Raw genomic sequence first — 20,933 nt, 5'->3', positions numbered from 1 at the left:
GGACCATTGGATGACGGAAGCGACTGAACCGCAGGCAACTGGCACGCCCAAGGATGTGCGGCCGATAAAGCTTGCCTGCCGCAATGTCTGGAAATTGTTCGGGTCGAACGCGGCCAGCTTCATCCGCGAGCGTGACGGCAAGGCCAGCATGGCCGACATCGCCGCGGCCGGACTGGTCGGCGCGGTGCGCGCCGTCGATCTCGAAATCCGCCAGGGCGAGATTTTCATCATTATGGGGCTGTCCGGCTCCGGCAAGTCGACGCTGGTGCGCTGCATGTCGCGGCTGGTCGAGCCGACCCACGGCAAGGTCGAATTCGAAGGCAACGATCTGCTCAAGATTTCCGATTCGGCGCTGATCGAACTGCGGCGCCATCGCATGGGCATGGTGTTCCAGAATTTCGCGCTGCTGCCGCATCTGAACGTGCTGGAGAACATTGCCTTCCCGCTGAGTATCCAGGGCCAGGACCGGCCGACGCGCGAAGCGAGAGCGCGGGAGGTGATCGATCTCGTGGGCTTACGCGGCCGCGAGCATTTCTATCCGCGCGAACTCTCCGGCGGCCAGCAGCAGCGCGTCGGCATCGCCCGCAGCCTCGCGACCAAGCCGGAGATCTGGTTCCTCGACGAGCCGTTCTCGGCGCTTGACCCATTGATCCGCCGCGAGATGCAGGACGAGCTGATGCGGCTGCAGACCATGCTGCACAAGACCATCGTTTTCATCACCCATGATTTCGACGAGGCGATCAGGCTGGCCGACCGCATCGCCATCATGAAGGACGGCGAGGTCATCCAGATCGGCACACCGGAGCAACTGGTGGTCAATCCGGCGACCGACTATGTCGCCGAATTCACCCGGGATGTCGACCGCGCCAAGGTGATTTCGGCGCGCAGCCTGATGCGTGCCCTGGATGGCTCCGAGCATGGCGGCACGGTTTCGCCCGACGCCAGGATCGCCAGCTTCTCGGCCAGCATCGTCGCTTCGGGAAAACCGTTCGCGGTGGTCAACGGCAGCGGCAAGTCGATCGGCGAGGTGACGCCGCAAGCCGTGATCGGACTGCTGGCCGGCATCGACAAGCAAAGAGCCGGCGCATGACGGTGACTGCAAGCGCCAGCCAAACGAGGCCACCGGTTCAGCGCTGGCTGCTGATCTGGGCGCTGGCGCTGGCCGCCCTGCTGGTGGTGTTTCTGCTGCAGGACAGACTGCCCTGGGCCGTCAACTATCCGGCCGAGGCGGTTATCCCGGTCGCCGACTGGGTCAGTGCGCTGATGCGCTGGATCAAGTCGAACTTGTCCTGGCTGACCCGCTCGATCACCGCGGTGCTCGGCGTTCCCCTCGATTTCGCGCTCGACCTGCTGGCCAAGAATTTCAAGATTGGTCATGGTGCCGATGCCTATGTCCTGCCGCGCCTGTCCTGGATCGGCGTCTGCGCCGCCGCCTTCATCGCCGGGCATGCCGTGGGCGGTAGAAAACTCGGCATGCTCGTCGGCGGCTGCTTCCTCTACACCGCGCTGTTCGGCCAATGGACCAGCGCCATGCTGACACTGGCACTGATTTCCATCGCGGTGCCGTTCTGCATCGTCACCGGCCTGTTCGCCGGCATCTGGGCGTGGCGCAAGCCATGGGCCGAGCGGCTGATCATCTCACCTGCCCTCGATTTGATGCAGACCATCCCGACCTTCGCCTATCTCATCCCGATGCTGCTCCTGTTCGGCAACAGCCCGGTCTCGGCGATGATCGCCACCGCCATCTTCGCCACGCCGCCGATGGTGCGGGCGACGATGCTCGGCCTGTCGCGGGTGCCGTCAGAGATCGACGATTTCTCAGAGATGGCCGGCTGCACGGCGCGGCAGAAATTGTGGCGCGTGCTGCTGCCGTCGGCGCGGCCGACACTGATGATCGGCGTCAACCAGGTGATCATGCTGGCGCTGAACATGGTGATCATCGCCTCGATGATCGGCGCCGGCGGCCTCGGCTATGATGTGCTGCTGGCGTTGCGTGCGCTGAAGGTCGGCGAAGCGATGGAAGCCGGGCTCGCCATTGTGGCACTCGCAATCGGGCTCGACCGGTTGAGCCAAGCCATCGCCCACAAACAGGCGAAGGGCCATGTTCAACAGCAGGCGAACCAGAGCTTTTGGCGGCGCTATCCCAATCTGTCGCTGGCCATCGCCATCCTGGTCGTGACGACGCTGCTCGGCCCGTTCGTACCGGCGTTCGCAGCGGTGCCCAAGGAGATCACCTTCACCACCGCGCCACTGTGGAAGGCGGCGGTGAGCTGGGTGACGATCAACTTCTTCGACGTGATCGAAGCGTTTCGCGTGGCGCTCATCCTCAATGTACTGAACCCGCTGCGCGCCTTCTGCGAAGGCTTTCCGTGGCTCGGCGCGGTGGCCCTGCTCGGCCTCGCCGGCTACCAGTTCGGTGGCCTGCGTCTCGCCGCCCTCGTCGCCGCGCTGACCGCCTTCTGCGCCGTCACCGGCCTGTGGGAAAAGACCATGGCGACGGTTTATCTCTGCGGCATCTCGGCCTTCATCGCTTGCCTGATCGGCATCCCGATTGGCCTGATGGCCGCGCGCAGCGACCGCTTCGAAAAGATCGTCACGCCCATCATCGACACGCTGCAGGTGCTGCCGTCCTTCTGCTTCATCATTCCCGTGGTGATGCTGTTCCGGGTCGGCGACGTCACCGCCATGATCGCCACGGTCGCCTTCGCCGTGGTGCCGGCGATCCGCTACACCAATCACGGCATCCGGCAAGTGCCGCCGGCATTGATCGAGGCGGCGAAGGTTTCCGGCTGCACGCCGCGCCAGACCTTCTTTCGGGTACAATTGCCACTGGCGCTTCCCGAAATCATGCTGGGCGTCAACCAGACGATCCTGATGGCGCTGGCGATGATCATAATCTGCGCCATGGTCGGCACACGCGACCTCGGCCAGGAAGTCTTCATCGCGCTGTCCAAGGCCGATTCCGGACGCGGCATTGTCGCGGGTCTCGCCATCGCTTTCATCGGCATCGTCGCAGACCGGCTGTTCAATGCCTGGACGGCGAAGGCGCGGGCAAGACTAGGATAATTGTTGAATGTCCAATCCCGGCGAACCGCCTTTTGCCGTACTCGTCTTCGACATGGCCAAGACCGGCGAGCCGGACGGGGAGCACGTAGTTTCGGGGTTTGAGACGCTGGAGGCGGCGACGTCCTACGCCATTGCGCGGGTTCGCGCCTCGGTGGAGGACTTGCGCAAGCCCGGCATCGCCACTGCTGAGCTTCGCCAGCTCTGGCACCTCTATGGCGAAGACTGTTCGGTGCTGAACGCCGGAGTGCGCGGCAGCGATCTACTCGACGATTTCATTGCGACGCCGTCGATGCCGGCCGAATGCAACTGGCAAGTTCTCGCGCCAAGGCTGCGCCGCTTCCGCGCCTCGCTGCTGATCTCCAACGGCAACAACGAATCCGTCTGGGCGGGCGGCTTCTTTCGCTCGACCTACAGGCTGACGCGAGACGGCCTCCTCGAGCGCTTTGGCGACGACGCCATTGCCGCCTTCAAGGCCAAGGGGATCGAGCCGGCGGAGCCGACGAAGCTCATGGTCGCCAATTACTTCGAGCTGCCCGACCCGCCCTACCCGCCGCCAGGCGTGACGCTGCGATCCTGGAAGGTCGAGGTCGGTTTCGTCTGCCATGACGTGAAGTTCGGCGGCGGCGCCGCCGGCATCTTCGCCTGGCCGCAAGAGCCCACCGACTGGGCGCTCAGAACCATGCAGCTCCTGCTGATGGCCGACATGATGGCCATGCGCGGCGATGGCCCCGACTGGGCCAACGACTGCGAGATACTAACCGCCAAAGTGACCGAGACGGAGGCGCCTCCCGACTATCCGCTGGATTGAAGTGATGATCATCACCTGCCCCGTGGCCGGCACACGCGATCTCGGCCAGGAAGTGTTCATCGCACGGTCCAGGGTCGCGGCATTGTCGCGGGCTGGCAACAACCTGCCATCGACATCATCGCGGTCGGTCGTCGACCCCTGAGCCGCGAAAGCTCAAGCACGGCTCGGATAGAACGGTTTCGCCTCTTCTGGAGTTCGCCTCTTCTGGAAATGGCAGGCCGCGCTCCAGCTCTTGACTTTGACGCATTTTCGCGCGGAAAGCTGCTTCATCCTCGACCAGCCTGAGCTTGCTGCCGAATGCCCGATCAGCGCGAACCGCCTTTTACTGTCGTCGTCTTCGACATGGCCAAGACCGGCGAGCATGTGGTTTCGGGGTTTGAGACGTTGGATGCGGCTACGTCCTACGCGATTGCTCGGGTTCGCGCCTCGGTGGAAGAGCTGCGCAAGCCTGGCATCGCAGCAGCCGAGCTCCGGCGGCACTGGCATATCCATGGTGAGGATTGCACGGTGCTGAACGCCAATGTGCGCGGCAGCGATCTGCTTGACGATTTCATCGCGACGCCGGGGACACCGGCCGAATGCGACTGGCGGGCGCTGGCGCCACGACTGCGCCGTTTCTACGCCGCTGTGAACGTCTTCAACAACGATGGCAAATCTATCCGGGTCAGCGGCTTTTTCCGCGCGACCTACCGGTTATGGCACGCTGGCCTGCTCGCACGATTTGGCGACGACGCCATCGCCTCCTTCAAAGCCAAAGGCATCACGCCGGCAGTGCCGACGAGAGTCTCGGTCGACCATCACTTCGAGCAGCCCGATCCGCCGCGCCCGCCGCTCAGCGATATCAGGCCGTTGCTGTCGTGGAAGGTCGAGATCGATTTCGGATGCACCGATGTGAGGTTCGGCGCCAAAACCGACGGCGTCTTCGCCTGGCCCGAGGAGCCGACCGGCCGGGCACTCAACGACATGACACATCTGCTGATGGCTGACAGACTGTCCATGTACGGCACCGGCCCGGAGGGCGCCTATTATAGCGAATTGGTGTGGGTCAAGGTGACGGAGACCGATGCGGCTCCCGACTACCCTCTGAATTGAAACTGGGCCGGTGCCGGCGCATTGTTTTGCATCACGCCGACCTATTCCGCCGCCACGCCCTTCACCTGGAGATAGCTTTCCATCGAGTCGTCCAGCGCCTGCAGCCAGGGCGTATGGTGCAATGGCGCCATGGTGCCGGTCATCAGCGAGCGGTAGGCGTGGTCGCGGAAGCTCATAATGTCTTCCGCCTTGTGGTGCTCCCACTCCATGAAGGTCTGGTTGACCGCCTCGACGTCGAAGCCGGGATAGTCGGTCTGGTCCATCAATTCCTTGGTGTAGTCGCCCTGGAACCAGATCATCTGCTCGGCGTCTTCCAGCGTCTCTTCGCGTGCCCGCCACTTGGCGCCGTGCTCGGCCATCGCCTGTACCGACGGCAGCTTGATACGGCCCATGATGACGTCGCGGGCGAACCAGGCCTGGGCGTCGAACATGTTGAAAGTGTAGAACTGGTCCTGCATGCCGATATAGGACAGTTTCGGGTTCTTCTCCCACACGACGCCCTCATAGAGCCCGTCCGGCCACATGCGATTGGCGGTCTTCAGTTTCAGCTCTTCCGTGAGGAACGGGAAGGAATGCAGGTAGCCGGTGCACAGGATGATGGCGTCGACGTCCTTGGTGGTGCCATCCTTGAAGTGCGCCGTCTTGCCGACGACCTTCTGCAGCAGCGGTACTTCCTTCCAGTTCTCCGGCCATTTGAACCCCATCGGTTTGGAGCGGTAGCTGGAAGTGATCGATCTGGCGCCGTATTTGTAGCACTGCGAGCCGATGTCCTCGGCAGAATAGGAGCGGCCGATGATCAGTATGTCCTTGCCCTTGAACTCCATGGCATCGCGGAAATCATGGCTGTGCAGGATACGGCCGTTGAACGTCGAAAAGCCTTCGAAATAGGGAACGTTGGGAACCGAGAAATGCCCTGAGGCAACGACGACATTGTCGAACTCCTCGGAGTAGGTGACGTCGTTCGTGCGGTCATGCGCGGTGACGGTGAATTTTCTCGTCTCGTCCGAGAAGGTGACCATGCGCACCGGGCTGTTGAAGCGCACCCATTTGCGCAGGCCTGATTTCTCGACGCGACCCTTGATGTAATCCCACAAAACGGCGCGCGGCGGGTAGGATCCGATCGGGCGGCCGAAATGCTCCTCGAACGTATAGTCGGCGAATTCCAGGCATTCCTTCGGTCCGTTCGACCAGAGGTAGCGGTACATCGAGCCGTGGACGGGGTCGCCATGCTCGTCGAGGCCGGTGCGCCAGGTGTAGTTCCACAGGCCGCCCCAGTCCGACTGCTTTTCGAAGCAGACGATTTCGGGGATCTCGGCGCCCTTGTCGGCAGCCGACTTGAAGGCCCTGAGCTGGGCCAGACCGGATGGCCCCGCTCCAATGACGGCAACGCGCGTTTTCATGGCAGGCCTCCCGGTGTCATTCGATTTTTGGAATTGCTCTTACGAAACAAATTTCACTCACAGGACAGTAATTGCCTCTTGGATGCTGTCAACAGGCCTTGTGGAGAAACCGCGTTTCGCCCCAGCGGATTTCCGGAAAAACGGATGACGGCGTAAATCCTGTTCGGACACCATTCGACTTAAGGGGCTTGCTGCGCGGTTGCGTTTCTGTATCGGCACCGAATATGTTCACCTGGAGTGAAATAATCATGGGGATTCGGAGGCGAGATGGCGAAGACAAGTTCCGATTCCAAGACTGCTTCGACAAGGGCAAAGCCACCGGCAAAGGCCTCCGTGGACGGAAAAACCATCCGCGCGCCGCTGACGCAGAATCCGCACGCCATTCGCGACACGCGCGAAAAAGTGCTGGAGGTGGCGATCGGGCGCGAGGTGCGCGCCTTCCGCAAGAAGCTCGGCATCACCGTCGCCGATCTCGCCGTCGCCACCGATATTTCGCTGGGCATGCTGTCGAAGATCGAGAACGGCATCACCTCGCCGTCGCTGACCACACTGCAGGCGCTGTCGAGGGCGCTCGGCGTTCCCGTCACCGCCTTCTTCCGCCGATTCGAGGAAGAGCGCAGCGCCGTCTTCGTCAAGGCCGGCGAAGGGCTAGATGTCGAACGCCGCGGCACCCGCGCCGGCCATCAATACAATCTGCTCGGCCATATCGGCTCCAACACCAGCGGCGTCGTCGTCGAGCCCTATCTGATTACGCTGACCGAGGATTCGGATGTGTTCCCGACCTTCCAGCATGAGGGCATGGAATTCCTCTATATGCTGGAGGGCGAGGTGGTGTACCGGCACGGCAGCAACCTCTATCCGATGAAGCCGGGCGACAGCCTGTTCTTCGACGCCGACGCGCCGCACGGGCCGGAGCAACTGACGAAACTTCCGATGCGGTATCTGTCGATTATTTGCTATCCGCAGAGCGCGGGGTAGTCGGACCGCCGCAGCCCGCTCACCCGGATTGCCCCGAGGGGAGAGGAGTCTGGCGTCAGCGCTGGCGATCTCTTCTCCGCTCGGGGAGAAGGTGGCCGCGCAGCGGCCGGATGAGGGGGCCTTTAGTCCGGCCCGAACCCCGGTGACGTCGCACTGCCATCATCCAGCTTCGACAGCCATTCCACCAATGTCGGCCGATACCGCGTCAGGCCCTTGTAGGTGGCCAGCTCTTCCGGCAAATCCCGGATCACCCGGTGCAGTCGCCTTGCCCATTTCGGCTGTGTCACCAGTTCGTCCATCTTGATCAGATAGCAGCGGATCGGGAAGACGATGCCGTTCGAGCGCGGCAGGCGCCAGAAGCTTTGCAGTTCGACGCGCAGATGCACCTTGTCGCCGACATTTTCGGGCGTCACCGTCGCGCGGTCCGGGCCCCATTTGTGGTAATTCTCCGGACTGGTGTCGAGGCGCGGGTTGATGGTCATCGTCCAGTTGAGACGCCGCGCCGGCTTGCCCTGCTGGATGTTGGTGAGGAACTTCAGCGCCCTGACGAAAATCCCCTTCTCATGCGCCAGCGGCACCGGCGCGTGCCATTCGAAGAAATTCATGCCGATGTCGAAATCGAGCGACCAGTCGGCCTGAGTGGTGACCATGCCGGCGTCCATCCAAAGATTGCCGTCGCGCTGATCGAGAATGCAGAAATCACCCTGGCTCTGGCGGGTGATGTACTCCATCGGCCCGTAAGGCAGTGTCGAGGTGTCGCCGAAGGTGAAGGTGTCGTCGATGCCGAGCGGCCGGTTGATCCAGCGCCAGCGGTCGCCGTCGCGGGTCAGGGTGAAATGCTCGGGATAGCCAAGTGCCTGTTGCTCCATCAAAAGTTCGAGCAGGTCCCAGCCGGCCAGCGTCATATGCGGCAGCGACTGGCAGCGCAGCGGATCGTCGGCCAGCACCAGTGCACGGTCCTGCATCTCGGCGACATAGTGCTCGTCGACGTCGATCAGGTTTTCCAGAACGCTGCCCTTGGGGCCAACCACATGCGGCTCGATGTTGACCGCATACATGTAGGCGTCTTCGTGGAACGGGAACGGAAACCGCCTGATGTGTTCCGGGCTGTTCCTGAAGGTGAAATCGTCGCGAAACGTTTCCTTGCGAAAGGTGATGCCCAAGCTGGCCTCCTATCTTTCCAGGACCAGCGACTTGCCTTCGAAGCGCGACACGCACGGCATGATCTTGCAGCCGGAACGATGGTCTTCCTCGCTGAGCCAGTGGTCGTTGTGGATGAACTTGCCGTCATACGAGACGACGTTGGTCTCGCACTGGCCGCAGACACCGCCGCGGCAGAGATAGGGCGGATCGACGCCGGCGGCCTCGATCGCTTCGAGCAGGCTCTGCTGCTCGCCGACGCGGATGGTCTTGCCGCTAACGGCAAGTGTGACGTCGAACGGCAGGCCGGGCTGGGGTGCCGCGAAATGCTCGTAGTGCACGGTCTCCGCCGGCCAGCCGAGAGCCGCAGCGCGCTCGCGCACCCAGTTGATCATGCCGGCCGGGCCGCAGACATAGAGATGGGTGCCGAGCGGCTGCGAGGACAAGAGACGGTCGAGTTCGATGCGCTCGTCGCGGTCGTCGTGATAGAGCCGGACGCGACGGCCATAGCGCTCCTGCAGCACATCGGCATAGGTGCCGAGCGAGGCGGTGCGGCAGGTGTAGTGCAGCTCGAAATTGCCGCCGGACCCGGCGAGCTGCGCGGTCTGCGCCATGAACGGCGTGATCCCGATGCCGCCGGCAAGCATCAGATGCTTCTTTGCCCTGAGGTCGAGCGAGAACAGATTGACGGGGTAGCTGACCACCATCTCCAGGCCAGGCTTGACGCTCCGGTGCATGAACAACGAGCCGCCGCGGCCGACATCGTCGCGGCGCACCGAGATGGTGTATTCGCGGGTGTCGAGCGGCGATCCCATCAGCGAATAGGGATTGAGCCTTGTGCGGTCGCCATCGCGCATCTCGACCACGACATGGGCGCCGCCGGAAAAGGTCGGCAAAAGCTCACCGTCACGGCGGCGGAAATGGAAGCGCGTCACCAGTTCGTTGACCGGGACGACGTCGCTGACGACGACATCGAGCTTGGTGGTGCCGGTGCTCATGGGAAGACCTCCTCTATGGGAGGGATCTCCGAGCGATCCTCGGCATTTATGCAGACGCCCTGGAATGCTGCCAGCCGTCGCGAATAATGATCGCGCACCAGAAGCAGCAGGCTGCAATGCGCGCAGGTGGCCGGCTGCGTCGTCACATTTTCGGTGATGCCTTTGCAATGCACGCACTGCATGCGCCGCGCCAATGAGCCGCGATGCTCGGTCTGCATGGAGGTATGATCGATGCCGGCTTCGAGCGCCACCTGCATGGCCTGGCCGATCAGCCCTTCGGTGCCGGCGAGATAGAGGCGCAGGCCCATATGCGCGTTGGCAAGCGTCTGCTTCAGCCGGGGCAGCAGGCTGGCGAAGGTTGGCGCGACATGAAATTGCGCGGACTTCAGTGCCTCAAGAGCGGCAACGTGCTTGCCGTCGGCCCCGGGAATGAAGACGATTTCGGCGCCGTCGAAGAAGCCGGGGGGCGCCGTCCTTGCCATATCGACGATCGCCAGCGCGCCTTCCGCATCCGCCACGAAAAGATGATGCTTGCCGGGCTGCGGGGACAGGGTTCCGTAAATGGGCCGGCTGATGATCGTTTTGGCTGCCATTCTCTACTTCGTACCTCGAAACCCCTCGCTGTCGATTGTGCCTCAGCCTTTCGCCGTGCGCTTGGTCTTTTTGGGATCGTCGAAGGGCAGAGGCTGCGCCGTCGCCCTGATCGAACCGCTCTTGTTGCGGATCTCGAGCTTGGTGTCCTTGACCGCGCAGTCGACGTCGAGGCGGGCGATGCCCATCGATTTCTCGACCAGCGGCGAATACATGGCGCAGGTGACCACGCCCACCTTTTTGCCGTCGCGATAGACCGGCGCGCCCTCATCCGCGGGTTGCTTGCCGTCGAGCAGCACGCCGTAGATCTTGAAGCGCTCCTTGCCCTTGAGGCGGTAATGCTCTTCGGCGCCGCGAAAGCCGGTCTTGCCGGGGCTGACGGTGAAGTCGAGGCCGAGCTCCCACAGCGTGTCGCCGGGGCCTTCGTTCTCGAACGGATATTTCTGCGAGTTGTCATAGGGATAAAACAGCAAATAACTTTCGACGCGCAGCATATCGAGCGTGGTGAAGCGGCACGGAATGATGCCGGCGCTCTTGCCCTCGTCGAGGATCCTGTCCCAGATCGTGCCGGCGTCCTGGCCGCGGCAGAATATCTCGTAGCCGCGCTCGCCGGTATAGCCGGTGCGCGAGATCATGACGGGAAAGCCGAACAGCTGCGTCTGCATATGATGGAAATAGTTGAGGTCGCGAATGCCCGGCACATGCTTTGAGAGATAGTCGACCGCGGTCGGTCCCTGCAGCGACAGGTCGTGCAGATTGTCGTCGAAGCGCAGCGATACGTCGCGGCCGACGGAAGCGCGCTGCAATTCCTCATGGCCGGTGCCGGAGCCGTGCACCACCATCCAGGCGTTCGGCCCGGTGCGGTAGAGGATGCAGTCGTCGGTGAATTTTCCGGCCTCGTTCAGCATGCAGGCATAGGCCGACTTGCCGGGATAGATCTTCTCCACGTCGCGCGTCGTTGCCAGGTCGATGAGGTGTGAGGCGTGCGGCCCGGTGATGTGAACCTTCTTCAGGCCCGACACATCCATCAGCCCGGCCCTTGTGCGGATGGCGGTGTATTCCTCGTCGGCGTCCTTGTCGTAGGTCCAGGCGGTGCCCATGCCGCTCCAGTCTTCGAGCTTCGAGCCTAACGCGCGATGGCGATCCGCCAGGGTCGAAAATCTCCAGGATGCCGTCATCCGCAAATCCTCCGTTCGAAAATTCTATTGTGTTCCCGGCTCCCTGCGCGAGGCGGGAGCATTTGGTCGAATATTGATCGCAAACGTCCTGATGCCGCAATACCCGGAAGCAAATAATTTCATTGTCAGGCAAAATTCGCGGCTGGGGACAAACGGTTAACCCAACGTAAAATCGGCTTGACAATTGCTGGATTCGGCCCGAATTTATGAAAAAAATTTCACTCTGTTGAAAGAGGGCAGCGGGCGGCCAATTCGGGGTCGGGCGCTGGAAAAGGGGAAACCGATGTCAGACCTGCAGCAGCGCATCGAAGCGCTGTACCGTTCCGACCTGCGCGGATCCGCGCTCCTGATCATCTGCCTTTGGGCGACGATCCTCTTCGTGCTTGTCATGACATGGCCCTACATCCCGGACACCGGGATCAAGATCGTCGTCGCTATCGCTGCCGCCGCCGTGCTGATCTTCAATACGGCCGCCATCCTGGCGATGGTCAATCACTACAAGGAAGACAAGGACTTCATCTACGGTCTCGACATCAAGAACGCCGACGCGGCCCGCAACCGCAAGTCCTGAAAACAGAACGTCCTGAGGGGTAGAAGTCATGTCGCGCTACACGCCGCCGGAACAAGGCAAGGCCGGGCAGATTTTCGATATCGTGGTCGTCGTGGTCGCCATTTTCGTGGCGCTGTGGCTGCCATTGAAACTCGGCCTGGCGGGTGCGGCGAAATCCATCGACGCGCTCGATGCCAAAACCTGGGAAGCGTTGGGACAGAACCCGACCATGGCCTCGATCTGGGAAAAGCTCGGCTATACGCCGGAGACCGCGCACGACATCATCCAGAACCGCTTCCACTACATCATCGACTGGCCGACGCTGATCATCATGGCGGCGGTGCTGATCGGCTATTTCGTCTTCCTGTTCCGCGCCTCCGACCGCGAATATCGCGACGTCATCAACGAAAAGTTCGACGACAAGTAACGCCAGAGATTTTGGGGAAGCACGCTCATGTGGGTCGCACTCTCTTACGCATCGTGGGGCATCTCGGTCGTGCTTGCGCTGTGGATGCTCTACGACTGGTTCAAGATCGACACGACCTATTCCGAGGAGGTGCTGACTTCCTCGCGCGAAGGCGAGCTTGAAGCCGCTTCCGAAAAACACCGGATCTGAGTGGGGATTGAACAATGACGATCACGCTTGAACCGGCAATACACGGCGACAGGGTTTCACTGCTACGCGTGCTCGGCCCGGCCCATGTCTGGGCGCTTGGCGTCGGCATCGTGCTGGTCGGCGAATTCACCGGCTGGAATTTCTCGGCCGACAAGGGCGGCGCACTGGCGGCGCTGATCGTCTGCTGGGTGGTCGGGCTCTTGTACACTTCGGTCGCCATGATCGACTCCGAGGTGACATCGACGGTTGCCGCCGCCGGCGGCCAATACGCGCAGGCCAAGCACATTGTCGGGCCGCTGATGGCCTTCAACGTCGCGCTGTTCCTGGTCTTTGCCTACACCATGCTGGAGGTTTCGGACGCCATCCTGCTCGGCGACACCATCGTCGCCAAGGCCGGCGTCGAAGGGCTCACCCACAACTCCTTCATTGCCGCCACCATCGTCGTGCTGGCATGGCTGAACTATCGCGGCGTGCTGATGACGCTCAACGTCAACTTCGTCATCACGGCGATAGCCTATGTCTCGATCGTTATCCTGTTCTTCTCGGTCAGCCCCTGGACGCAGGGTGCTGTGCTGAAGCTCAACGAACTGGTCACCCCCGGCAATGCGCTGCCCTATGGCTGGATCGGCGTCATCGCGGCCTTCCAGTTCGGCATCTGGTACTATCTCGGCATCGAAGGCACCACGCAGGCCGCCGAGGAAGTGCGCTCGCCGGCGCGTTCGCTGCCTTACGGCACCATGGCCGGCATGATCACGCTTTTGATCGCCGCCGCCATGACCTGGTATGTCTGCGCCTCGCTGATGCCCTGGGAGTACCTCGGTATCACCTATTATCCCTTGTGGGACGCCGGCAAGCTGACCGGCAGCCCGCTGCTGGAAAACCTGTTGTTCGTCGCCACGCTGCTCGCGGCACTGGCGTCGGCCAATGGCTGTATCAACGATGCGGCCCGCGCGTGGTTCTCGCTTGGACGCGACCGCTATCTGCCGACATGGTTCTCGGCCGTGCACCCGAAATACCGCACGCCCTATCGCTCGATCCTGTTCCTGTTGCCGATCGCGCTCGCCTTCGCCTTCATCGCCGACCTCAACCAGGCGATCACCTTCTCAATCCTGTCGGGCGTGCTGCAATACACCTTCATGAGCATAAACATCATGATGTTCCGCAAAAAGTGGCCGCTGGGCACGATCCGCCGCGGCTATACGCACCCGTTCCACCCGATCCCGGCGATCGTGCTGTTTTGCCTCTGCGTGGTGACCTTCTTTGCGATCTTCCTCGGCTACGGCACGCAGCTGATCGCCATGGTCGCCTTCTACTTCCTGATCTCGCTGTGGTTCCACTTCTACCGTTACCGCTATGTGCGCCGCGGCGACCAGTTCACCATGCCGTGGCCGAAGCCGCAGGGCTATTGACAGGAGAGGGCCTGCCGGTCTGGGCGGGCATGGCGTGACGAGGTGTCTGACGTGACGACAGCATTGCTGGCCGGGGCGGTCGCCGTGGCTCTCGTCCTGCACCTCGCCTGGCATACGCGCGCCAGCCGCAAAAAGGCCAAGGCTGATCTTGCAGCCGAGGCAGCCAGCATCCGGACCGTCATCACAGATGCCGTTGATGTCTCCGATGGCACAGCCGGCGTTGTCACCTGGGCCGGCACATGGAACGGACAGCGCGTGCAGCTGCGCACCATCGTCGACACGCTGGCAACGCGAAAGCTGCCGGCGCGATGGTTGAGTGTCACGATCACAGAGCCGGTTGCGGTGCCGGCGACCTTCGACATGATGATGCGGCCGGGCTCGCCGACGACCTTCTCCAATTTCGATCATCTTCAGCATACGCTGCCGAAGGCTCCGGGATTTCCGGCTGAAGCCGTGCTGCGAACCGACCTCAGGGCGGCGCGCTTTCCGCAGAACCTGATCGCCAGCCATCTCGACATCTTTGCCGAAGGCCGCGCCAAGGAACTCTTGATCACCCCGAACGGCGTGCGCATCGTCTGGCTGCTGGCCGAGGCCGAGCGGGCGCGCTACGGCGTGTTCCGGCAGGCCGCATTCGGCGGCGCAAGGCTGGATCCAACGCTGGTCGAGAGACTGCTGACCTCGGCCTCAGTGCTGCGCGATGCCATCAACCGACAGGAAAGGCAGGTCGCATGAGCGCACCCGCACCGACAAACCCGTATCTGGTGCTCGGCGCTGCCATCGTCTTACCGGCCAGCGGCCACGTCATTCTGGGCGTGCCCGTGCGCGGCCTGCAGTTCCTGTTCTTCATGGTGATCCTCGCCTGGGTGACGGCCAAGATCGCGCCGGCCGATGCCAGCTTCGTCGGCCGCCACGCCGGCGGCTTCCTGATCTATGCGCTGTCGATCCTCGATGCCTACAGAATAGCCCGCATCCGCACCGCCACATGGATTCACAGCGCCCGCGACGGCGGCGATAGTTCACAAGGCCGCATCGAGCCGGATACGTAACTACAGGAATATTTTTTTCATACGATTGAATTCGCACGACGCATTCGATACATCATCGTCTAGTGGTAACGTCGGGAGGCTGACATGTGTGGAATCGTCGGACTTTTTCTGAAAGACAAGTCGCTTGAGCCGCAGCTCGGCTCGATGCTGTCGCAGATGCTGATATCGCTCAGCGATCGCGGCCCCGACAGCGCCGGCATCGCCATCTATGGCGCGCCTTCCAGGAATGAAGCCAAGATCACCATCCAGTCCGCGAAGCCCGAGCGCGATTTCCGCGGCCTCGACGCCGAACTCGCGAAGGCCATCGGCGCGCCGGTGAGCATAGCGGTGAAGTCCACCCATGCAGTGTTGAGAACCGCGCCCGACAAGGTCGATGCCGCGCGCGAAGCGCTGCAGTCAATCCGCCCCGACGTGCGCATCATGGGCGCCGGCGAAGCGGTGGAAATCTACAAGGAAGTCGGTCTGCCGGAAGCGGTCGTCGACCGCTTCGACGTCCGCTCGATGACCGGCACGCATGGCATCGGCCATACCCGCATGGCGACGGAATCGGCCGTCACCACTATGGGCGCGCATCCGTTCTCGACCGGCGCCGACCAGTGCCTGGTGCACAATGGCTCGCTGTCCAACCACAACAATGTGCGGCGTGAGCTGGTGCGGGAGGGCATGAAATTCGAGACCGAGAACGACACCGAGGTCGCCGCCGCCTATCTCTCCTCGCAGATGGCGCATGGCAAGAACCTCGGCGAGGCGCTGGAAGGCACGCTGTCCGACCTCGACGGCTTCTTCACCTTCGTCGTCGGCACCAAGAACGGTTTCGGCGTGGTGCGCGATCCGATCGCCTGCAAACCCGCCGTCATGGCCGAGACCGACCAGTATGTCGCCTTCGGCTCGGAATATCGGGCGCTGACCAAGCTGCCCGGCATAGACAATGCGAGGGTCTGGGAGCCGGAACCCGCAACCGTCTATTTCTGGGAGCATTGAGCCCATGCCGGCAACCAAACTTTCGAAGGCGGCGCAAGACCAGGCGTCCCGGGTCTTCGATCTTGATGTGTCGTCGCTGCGCGAGCTCAACCAGGCGCTTCACAATCTGACGCCCGGCTCCAACGAAACGGCGTGGGAAGTGCTGCACCCGAAGGGCAGCCATTCGGTTGCGGTCGGCGTCGACCAGCCTGTCAGCATCGATGTGCGCGGCAGCGTCGGCTACTACTGCGCCGGGATGAATGACGGCGCTGCCATCACCGTGCACGGCTCGGCCGGACCTGGCGTCGGCGAAAACATGATGTCGGGCTCGATCGTCATCAAGGGCGACGCCAGCCAGTATGCCGGCGCCACCGGCAAGGGCGGGCTGCTCGTCATCGAGGGCAACGCCTCGTCGCGCTGCGGCATCTCGATGAAGGGCATCGACATCGTCGTGCACGGCAATATCGGCCACATGTCGGCCTTCATGGCGCAGTCCGGCAATCTGGTGGTGCTGGGCGATGCCGGCGACGCACTTGGCGATTCCATCTACGAAGCGCGGCTGTTCGTGCGCGGCAAGGTCGAAAGCCTGGGCGCCGACTGCATCGCCAAGGAGATGCGGCCCGAGCATATCGAACTGCTGCAGGGACTGCTCGACCGCGCCGGCGTCACCGGCGTCAAGCCGTCGGAATTCAAGCGCTACGGCTCGGCGCGCACGCTCTACAATTTCAATATCGACAACGCCGACGCGTATTGAGGCAGCATGACCTACAAGAACCCGCCGACGACGCCGCGCAAATCCGCGACCTTCGACGACTACACGCTTTCCGAAATCCGCCGCGCCGCGGCGACCGGCATCTATGACATCAGGGGCGCCGGGGCCAAGCGCAAGCTGCCGCATTTCGACGACCTTTTGTTCCTCGGCGCCTCGATCTCGCGCTATCCGCTGGAAGGCTATCGCGAGCGGTGCGACACGTCGGTCGTGCTGGGCTCGCGCTATGCCAAGAAGCCGATCGAGCTGAAAATCCCGATCACCGTTGCCGGCATGAGCTTCGGGTCGCTGTCCGGCCCGGCCAAGGAAGCGCTCGGCCGTGGCGCTACGCTCTCAGGCACGTCGACCACCACGGGCGACGGCGGCATGACCGAGGAAGAGCGCGGCCATTCCAAGCAACTGGTCTACCAGTACCTGCCGTCACGCTACGGCATGAACCCCAGGGATTTGCGCCGTGCCGACGCCATCGAAGTCGTTGTCGGCCAGGGCGCCAAGCCCGGCGGCGGCGGCATGCTGTTGGGACAAAAGATTTCCGACCGCGTCGCCGAAATGCGCACGCTGCCGAAGGGCATCGACCAGCGCTCGGCCTCACGCCATCCCGACTGGACCGGGCCGGACGATCTCGAGATCAAGATCCTCGAGCTGCGCGAGATCACCGACTGGGAAAAGCCGATCTACGTCAAGGTCGGCGGCGCCCGCCCCTATTACGACACAGCACTTGCGGTGAAGGCCGGCGCCGATGTCGTCGTCGTCGACGGCATGCAGGGCGGCACGGCGGCCACCCAGGAAGTATTCATCGAAAATGTCGGCCAGCCGACGCTTGCCTGCATCAGGCCGGCGGTGCAGGCGCTGCAGGATCTCGGCATGCACCGCAAGGTGCAGCTGATCGTGTCGGGCGGCATCCGCAATGGCGCCGACGTCGCCAAGGCGCTGGCGCTCGGCGTCGACGCGGTGTCGATCGGCACGGCAGCGCTCGTCGCGCTCGGCGACAACGACCCGCGCTGGGAGGCCGAATACAATGCGCTCGGCACCACCGCCGGCGCCTATGACGACTGGCACGAGGGTCGCGACCCCGCGGGCATCACCACGCAGGACCCCGAACTGATGAAGCGGGTCGATCCGATCGCCGCCGGACGGCGGCTGGCGAACTACCTCAAGGTGATAACGCTGGAGGCGCAGACCATTGCGCGTGCCTGCGGCAAGAACAGCCTGCACAATCTCGAGCCCGAGGATCTCGTAGCCCTCACCATCGAAGCCGCCGCCATGGCTGGCGTGCCGCTGGCCGGCACCAACTGGATACCGGGGAAAAACGGCTTCTAAAAAACACATCAAAATAAGCGAGGAACTATAATGGGGAACGATCTCGCCGCATTCGCCAAAGAGAACGGCGTCAAATATTTCATGATTTCCTACACCGACCTGTTCGGCGGCCAGCGCGCCAAGCTGGTGCCGGCGCAGGCGATCGCCGACATGCAGAAGGACGGCGCCGGCTTCGCCGGTTTCGCCACCTGGCTCGACCTCACGCCGGCGCATCCTGATATGCTGGCGGTGCCGGATCCGGATTCGGTGATCCAGCTGCCGTGGAAGCCCGATGTCGCCTGGGTCGCCGCCAACTGCATCATGGACGACAAGGAAGTCGAGCAGGCGCCGCGCAACACGCTGCGCCGGCTGATCGCGGAAGCCGCCACTGACGGCATGCATGTCAAGACTGGCGTCGAGGCAGAGTTCTTCCTGATCTCGCCGGACGGCAGCGTCATCTCCGACAAATACGACACGGCTTCAAAACCCTGCTACGACCAGCAAGCGGTGATGCGCCGCTACGATGTCATCGCCGAGATTTGCGACCACATGTTGGCGCTGGGCTGGAGCCCCTACCAGAACGACCATGAGGACGCCAACGGCCAGTTCGAGATGAACTGGGCTTTCGACGATGTGCTCGCCACCGCCGACAAGCACTCCTTCTTCAAGTTCATGGTCAAGTCGGTGGCCGAGAAACACGGCCTGCGCGCGACCTTCATGCCAAAGCCTTTCCAGGGCCTGACCGGCAATGGCTGCCACGCCCATATTTCGGTCTGGGACAAGGCCGGCAAGGTCAACGTCTTTGCCGATAACGCGATGGAACTCGGCCTGTCGGCCAAGGGCAAGAATTTCCTCGGCGGCATCATGAAACATGCCTCGGCGCTGGCCGCCATCACCAACCCGACGGTGAACTCCTACAAACGCATCAACGCGCCGCGCACCATTTCGGGCGCCACCTGGGCGCCGAACACGGTGACCTGGACCGGAAACAACCGCACTCACATGGTGCGCGTGCCCGGCCCCGGCCGCTTCGAGCTGCGGTTGCCGGACGGCGCCGCAAACCCTTATCTGCTGCAGGCCGTCATCATTGCCGCCGGTCTCGACGGCATCCGCTCCAAGGCCGATCCCGGCAAGCGCTACGACATCGACATGTACCAGAACGGTCACACTGTGAAGGGCGCGCCGAAGCTGCCGCTCAACCTGCTCGACGCGCTTCGCGAATACGACAAGGACAAATCGCTCAAGGCGGCGCTGGGTGAGGAATTCTCGTCGGCTTACCTAAAGCTGAAGCACCAGGAATGGAATTCCTATGCTTCGCACTTCACGCAATGGGAGCGCGACCACACGTTGGACATATAATCGTCCCAGCTGTGCGAGCGACCTCGGAATGACCTGATGAAATATTCGATCTTCTCGCTCGCCCGTGCTGCCCTTTCCGGCCACAAGAACTGGCAGCGCACCTGGCGCGATGCGGCGCCCAAGGACCACTACGATGTTGTGATCATCGGCGGCGGCGGCCATGGGCTCGCCACCGCCTGGTTCCTCGCCAGCGAGTTCGGCATCAGAAACGTCGCCGTGCTGGAAAAGGGCTGGATCGGCTCCGGCAATGCCGGCCGCAACACCACCATCATCCGTTCCAATTACGGCCTGCCCGGCAATACCGGCTTCTACGAGCTTTCGATGAAGCTTTGGGAGCGGATGGAGCAGGACCTCAACTATAACGCCATGGTCAGCCAGCGCGGCGTCCTCAACCTCTATCATTCCGATGCGCAGCGCGACGCTTATGCGCGGCGCGGCAACACCATGCGCATCAATGGCATCGATGCCGAACTGCTCGACCAGGCGGCGCTGAAGAAGATGCTGCCGTTCCTGAATTTCGACCATGCGCGCTTTCCCGTGCAGGGCGGCCTCCTGCAGCGCCGCGGCGGCACCGCGCGGCATGACGCGGTGGTCTGGGGCTATGCCCATGCGGCGAGCGAACTCGGCGTCGACATCATCCAGAACTGCGAGGTCACCGGCTTTGTCCGGGACGGCAACGGCAAGGTGACTGGCGTCGAGACGTCGCGCGGCAAGATCGGCGCCGGCAAGGTCGGCATGGCAGTCGCCGGGTCATCGTCGCGTGTCGCAGCGATGGCGGGCATGCGCCTGCCGATCGAAAGCCATGTGCTGCAAGCTTTCGTCTCGGAGGCGATCAAGCCGCTCATCCCCGGCGTCATGACCTTCGGCGCCGGGCATTTCTATGTCAGCCAGTCGGACAAGGGCGGGCTGGTCTTCGGCGGCGACATCGATGGCTACAATTCCTACGCCCAGCGCGGCAATTTGCCTGTCATGGAAGATGTCTGCGAAGGCGGCATGGCGCTGATCCCGATGATCGGCCGCGTGCGGCTTCTGCGCCAGTGGGGCGGTATCATGGACATGTCGATGGATGGCTCGCCGATCATCGACAAGACACCGGTCGACGGGCTCTACCTCAACGCCGGCTGGTGTTATGGCGGCTTCAAGGCGACGCCCGGTTCCGGCTTCGTCTTTGCCCATCTTCTGGCGCGTGACGAAACGCACAAGGAGGCGGCGCTGTTTCGGCTCGACCGCTTCCAGCGCGGCGCCATGATCGACGAAAAGGGCCAAGGCGCCCAACCGAACCTGCATTGAGGCGGCCGGAACAAGATGCGTATCACCTGTCCTTTCTGCGGCGAACGCGAACTCGGCGAGTTCAGCTATCTCGGCGATGCCAAGCCTGTACGGCCGGCGGCGGATGCCGGCGAAGATGCCGTCTACGACTATGTCTATCTGCGCGACAACATCGCCGGCGTGATGGCAGAGAACTGGTATCACGGCGGTGGCTGCCGGGCCTGGCTGAAGGTCACCCGCAACACGCTGACGCACGAGATCTCGGCGGTGGAACCGGCGGCGGGGGCTGGTGCGAGCCAGGTGGAGACATGAGCTATTCTGTCGAGACCACAGCCGTCGCGAAAAGCGCCAGCCCCCTACCTCCCCCTTGTGGGGAGGTCGGACCGCAGGTCCGGGTGGGGGTCG

Annotated in this window: 23 protein-coding genes; 18 read left to right on the top strand and 5 right to left on the bottom strand. The window is 62.8% G+C overall.

The window, feature by feature from the left end:
* Positions 1-10 precede the first annotated feature (10 nt).
* The 5 genes from ACYG9V_RS11005 to ACYG9V_RS10985 all read left to right on the top strand — a co-directional run bounded on the left by ACYG9V_RS11005 (position 11) and on the right by ACYG9V_RS10985 (position 4,966).
* Positions 11-1,090, top strand: a complete 1,080-nt coding sequence (locus ACYG9V_RS11005) for a quaternary amine ABC transporter ATP-binding protein (RefSeq protein WP_023709925.1) — start codon at positions 11-13, stop codon at positions 1,088-1,090.
* Positions 1,087-3,066 carry an ABC transporter permease gene (locus ACYG9V_RS11000; RefSeq protein ID WP_352762786.1) on the top strand — a complete coding sequence of 660 codons (1,980 nt, stop codon included), beginning with the start codon at positions 1,087-1,089 and terminating at the stop codon, positions 3,064-3,066. The genes ACYG9V_RS11005 and ACYG9V_RS11000 overlap by 4 nt, the downstream gene beginning before the upstream one ends.
* 7 nt (positions 3,067-3,073) lie before the next feature.
* The gene (locus ACYG9V_RS10995; protein ID WP_352762788.1) at positions 3,074-3,874 is read left to right on the top strand and encodes a hypothetical protein; all 801 of its coding nucleotides are present in this window, start codon (positions 3,074-3,076) and stop codon (positions 3,872-3,874) included.
* Positions 3,875-3,878: 4 nt separating this feature from the next.
* On the top strand, positions 3,879-4,016 hold the full coding sequence (locus ACYG9V_RS10990) for a hypothetical protein (RefSeq protein WP_023687068.1): 138 nt from the start codon (positions 3,879-3,881) through the stop codon (positions 4,014-4,016).
* 155 nt (positions 4,017-4,171) lie between these two features.
* Positions 4,172-4,966 carry a hypothetical protein gene (locus ACYG9V_RS10985; RefSeq protein WP_023687067.1) on the top strand — a complete coding sequence of 265 codons (795 nt, stop codon included), beginning with the start codon at positions 4,172-4,174 and terminating at the stop codon, positions 4,964-4,966.
* Between the two features lie 41 nt (positions 4,967-5,007).
* On the opposite strand, the gene ACYG9V_RS10980 is transcribed toward ACYG9V_RS10985, so the two are convergent.
* Positions 5,008-6,366, bottom strand: coding sequence for an NAD(P)-binding domain-containing protein (locus ACYG9V_RS10980; protein WP_023668538.1), 1,359 nt, complete (start codon positions 6,364-6,366; stop codon positions 5,008-5,010).
* A gap of 267 nt (positions 6,367-6,633) precedes the next feature.
* On the opposite strand from ACYG9V_RS10980, the gene ACYG9V_RS10975 reads away from it, so the two are divergent.
* Positions 6,634-7,344: a helix-turn-helix domain-containing protein gene (locus ACYG9V_RS10975; protein ID WP_023687066.1), complete on the top strand. Its 711-nt coding sequence runs from the start codon at positions 6,634-6,636 to the stop codon at positions 7,342-7,344.
* 122 nt (positions 7,345-7,466) lie between these two features.
* On the opposite strand, the gene ACYG9V_RS10970 is transcribed toward ACYG9V_RS10975, so the two are convergent.
* From ACYG9V_RS10970 to ACYG9V_RS10955, 4 genes are read right to left on the bottom strand one after another with little or no spacing between them, the layout of a single operon-like run.
* Positions 7,467-8,507 (bottom strand): heme-dependent oxidative N-demethylase family protein, encoded by a 1,041-nt coding sequence (locus tag ACYG9V_RS10970; protein ID WP_023687065.1) that lies wholly within the window; start codon positions 8,505-8,507, stop codon positions 7,467-7,469.
* Between the two features lie 9 nt (positions 8,508-8,516).
* Positions 8,517-9,482: a PDR/VanB family oxidoreductase gene (locus tag ACYG9V_RS10965; protein WP_023687064.1), complete on the bottom strand. Its 966-nt coding sequence runs from the start codon at positions 9,480-9,482 to the stop codon at positions 8,517-8,519.
* A complete protein-coding gene (locus ACYG9V_RS10960; protein ID WP_352655972.1) occupies positions 9,479-10,075 on the bottom strand; it encodes a dimethylamine monooxygenase subunit DmmA family protein in 597 nt (198 codons plus the stop codon). Before ACYG9V_RS10960 ends, ACYG9V_RS10965 begins: the two co-directional genes overlap by 4 nt.
* A gap of 42 nt (positions 10,076-10,117) precedes the next feature.
* The gene (locus ACYG9V_RS10955; protein WP_023668543.1) at positions 10,118-11,251 is read right to left on the bottom strand and encodes an aminomethyltransferase family protein; all 1,134 of its coding nucleotides are present in this window, start codon (positions 11,249-11,251) and stop codon (positions 10,118-10,120) included.
* A gap of 283 nt (positions 11,252-11,534) precedes the next feature.
* On the opposite strand from ACYG9V_RS10955, the gene ACYG9V_RS10950 reads away from it, so the two are divergent.
* The 12 genes from ACYG9V_RS10950 (at position 11,535) to ACYG9V_RS10895 (ending at position 20,840) form a co-directional block, all read left to right on the top strand.
* On the top strand, positions 11,535-11,822 hold the full coding sequence (locus tag ACYG9V_RS10950) for a hypothetical protein (RefSeq protein WP_023668544.1): 288 nt from the start codon (positions 11,535-11,537) through the stop codon (positions 11,820-11,822).
* 28 nt (positions 11,823-11,850) lie between these two features.
* On the top strand, positions 11,851-12,228 hold the full coding sequence (locus tag ACYG9V_RS10945) for a hypothetical protein (protein ID WP_023668545.1): 378 nt from the start codon (positions 11,851-11,853) through the stop codon (positions 12,226-12,228).
* Between the two features lie 27 nt (positions 12,229-12,255).
* Complete coding sequence (locus ACYG9V_RS10940; RefSeq protein WP_023668546.1) at positions 12,256-12,417, top strand: hypothetical protein; 162 nt, start codon at positions 12,256-12,258, stop codon at positions 12,415-12,417.
* 14 nt (positions 12,418-12,431) lie between these two features.
* A complete protein-coding gene (locus tag ACYG9V_RS10935; RefSeq protein WP_023668547.1) occupies positions 12,432-13,826 on the top strand; it encodes an APC family permease in 1,395 nt (464 codons plus the stop codon).
* Positions 13,827-13,868: 42 nt separating this feature from the next.
* Positions 13,869-14,558, top strand: coding sequence for a hypothetical protein (locus ACYG9V_RS10930; protein WP_023704841.1), 690 nt, complete (start codon positions 13,869-13,871; stop codon positions 14,556-14,558).
* On the top strand, positions 14,555-14,872 hold the full coding sequence (locus ACYG9V_RS10925; RefSeq protein WP_023668549.1) for a hypothetical protein: 318 nt from the start codon (positions 14,555-14,557) through the stop codon (positions 14,870-14,872). The genes ACYG9V_RS10930 and ACYG9V_RS10925 overlap by 4 nt, the downstream gene beginning before the upstream one ends.
* 84 nt (positions 14,873-14,956) lie before the next feature.
* Complete coding sequence (locus tag ACYG9V_RS10920; RefSeq protein WP_023668550.1) at positions 14,957-15,853, top strand: class II glutamine amidotransferase; 897 nt, start codon at positions 14,957-14,959, stop codon at positions 15,851-15,853.
* A gap of 4 nt (positions 15,854-15,857) precedes the next feature.
* Positions 15,858-16,586 carry a GltB/FmdC/FwdC-like GXGXG domain-containing protein gene (locus ACYG9V_RS10915; protein ID WP_023668551.1) on the top strand — a complete coding sequence of 243 codons (729 nt, stop codon included), beginning with the start codon at positions 15,858-15,860 and terminating at the stop codon, positions 16,584-16,586.
* 6 nt (positions 16,587-16,592) lie between these two features.
* Complete coding sequence (locus tag ACYG9V_RS10910; RefSeq protein ID WP_023687061.1) at positions 16,593-17,921, top strand: FMN-binding glutamate synthase family protein; 1,329 nt, start codon at positions 16,593-16,595, stop codon at positions 17,919-17,921.
* 30 nt (positions 17,922-17,951) lie between these two features.
* The gene (gene glnT, locus ACYG9V_RS10905; RefSeq protein WP_023668553.1) at positions 17,952-19,259 is read left to right on the top strand and encodes a type III glutamate--ammonia ligase; all 1,308 of its coding nucleotides are present in this window, start codon (positions 17,952-17,954) and stop codon (positions 19,257-19,259) included.
* 36 nt (positions 19,260-19,295) lie between these two features.
* Positions 19,296-20,549 (top strand): sarcosine oxidase subunit beta family protein, encoded by a 1,254-nt coding sequence (locus ACYG9V_RS10900; RefSeq protein WP_023668554.1) that lies wholly within the window; start codon positions 19,296-19,298, stop codon positions 20,547-20,549.
* Between the two features lie 15 nt (positions 20,550-20,564).
* Entirely contained in the window at positions 20,565-20,840 is a 276-nt protein-coding gene (locus tag ACYG9V_RS10895; protein ID WP_023684437.1) for a sarcosine oxidase subunit delta, read from the top strand.
* Positions 20,841-20,933 lie beyond the last annotated feature (93 nt).

Source organism: Mesorhizobium sp. W016, from assembly GCF_054719485.1.
Note: the sequence above shows the minus strand (reverse complement) of the source record. Positions and strands in the feature narration are given on the sequence as shown.

What these genes read in the sequence shown, in the direction of transcription:
- ACYG9V_RS11005 (WP_023709925.1), top strand. Translation starts at nt 11, where the DNA reads ATGACGGAAGCGACTGAACCGCAGGCAACTGGCACGCCCAAGGATGTG.
- ACYG9V_RS11000 (WP_352762786.1), top strand. Translation starts at nt 1,087, where the DNA reads ATGACGGTGACTGCAAGCGCCAGCCAAACGAGGCCACCGGTTCAGCGC.
- ACYG9V_RS10995 (WP_352762788.1), top strand. Translation starts at nt 3,074, where the DNA reads ATGTCCAATCCCGGCGAACCGCCTTTTGCCGTACTCGTCTTCGACATG.
- ACYG9V_RS10990 (WP_023687068.1), top strand. Translation starts at nt 3,879, where the DNA reads ATGATCATCACCTGCCCCGTGGCCGGCACACGCGATCTCGGCCAGGAA.
- ACYG9V_RS10985 (WP_023687067.1), top strand. Translation starts at nt 4,172, where the DNA reads ATGCCCGATCAGCGCGAACCGCCTTTTACTGTCGTCGTCTTCGACATG.
- ACYG9V_RS10980 (WP_023668538.1), bottom strand. Translation starts at nt 6,366, where the DNA reads ATGAAAACGCGCGTTGCCGTCATTGGAGCGGGGCCATCCGGTCTGGCC.
- ACYG9V_RS10975 (WP_023687066.1), top strand. Translation starts at nt 6,634, where the DNA reads ATGGCGAAGACAAGTTCCGATTCCAAGACTGCTTCGACAAGGGCAAAG.
- ACYG9V_RS10965 (WP_023687064.1), bottom strand. Translation starts at nt 9,482, where the DNA reads ATGAGCACCGGCACCACCAAGCTCGATGTCGTCGTCAGCGACGTCGTC.
- ACYG9V_RS10960 (WP_352655972.1), bottom strand. Translation starts at nt 10,075, where the DNA reads ATGGCAGCCAAAACGATCATCAGCCGGCCCATTTACGGAACCCTGTCC.
- ACYG9V_RS10955 (WP_023668543.1), bottom strand. Translation starts at nt 11,251, where the DNA reads ATGACGGCATCCTGGAGATTTTCGACCCTGGCGGATCGCCATCGCGCG.
- ACYG9V_RS10950 (WP_023668544.1), top strand. Translation starts at nt 11,535, where the DNA reads ATGTCAGACCTGCAGCAGCGCATCGAAGCGCTGTACCGTTCCGACCTG.
- ACYG9V_RS10945 (WP_023668545.1), top strand. Translation starts at nt 11,851, where the DNA reads ATGTCGCGCTACACGCCGCCGGAACAAGGCAAGGCCGGGCAGATTTTC.
- ACYG9V_RS10940 (WP_023668546.1), top strand. Translation starts at nt 12,256, where the DNA reads ATGTGGGTCGCACTCTCTTACGCATCGTGGGGCATCTCGGTCGTGCTT.
- ACYG9V_RS10935 (WP_023668547.1), top strand. Translation starts at nt 12,432, where the DNA reads ATGACGATCACGCTTGAACCGGCAATACACGGCGACAGGGTTTCACTG.
- ACYG9V_RS10925 (WP_023668549.1), top strand. Translation starts at nt 14,555, where the DNA reads ATGAGCGCACCCGCACCGACAAACCCGTATCTGGTGCTCGGCGCTGCC.
- ACYG9V_RS10920 (WP_023668550.1), top strand. Translation starts at nt 14,957, where the DNA reads ATGTGTGGAATCGTCGGACTTTTTCTGAAAGACAAGTCGCTTGAGCCG.
- ACYG9V_RS10915 (WP_023668551.1), top strand. Translation starts at nt 15,858, where the DNA reads ATGCCGGCAACCAAACTTTCGAAGGCGGCGCAAGACCAGGCGTCCCGG.
- ACYG9V_RS10910 (WP_023687061.1), top strand. Translation starts at nt 16,593, where the DNA reads ATGACCTACAAGAACCCGCCGACGACGCCGCGCAAATCCGCGACCTTC.
- glnT (WP_023668553.1), top strand. Translation starts at nt 17,952, where the DNA reads ATGGGGAACGATCTCGCCGCATTCGCCAAAGAGAACGGCGTCAAATAT.
- ACYG9V_RS10900 (WP_023668554.1), top strand. Translation starts at nt 19,296, where the DNA reads ATGAAATATTCGATCTTCTCGCTCGCCCGTGCTGCCCTTTCCGGCCAC.
- ACYG9V_RS10895 (WP_023684437.1), top strand. Translation starts at nt 20,565, where the DNA reads ATGCGTATCACCTGTCCTTTCTGCGGCGAACGCGAACTCGGCGAGTTC.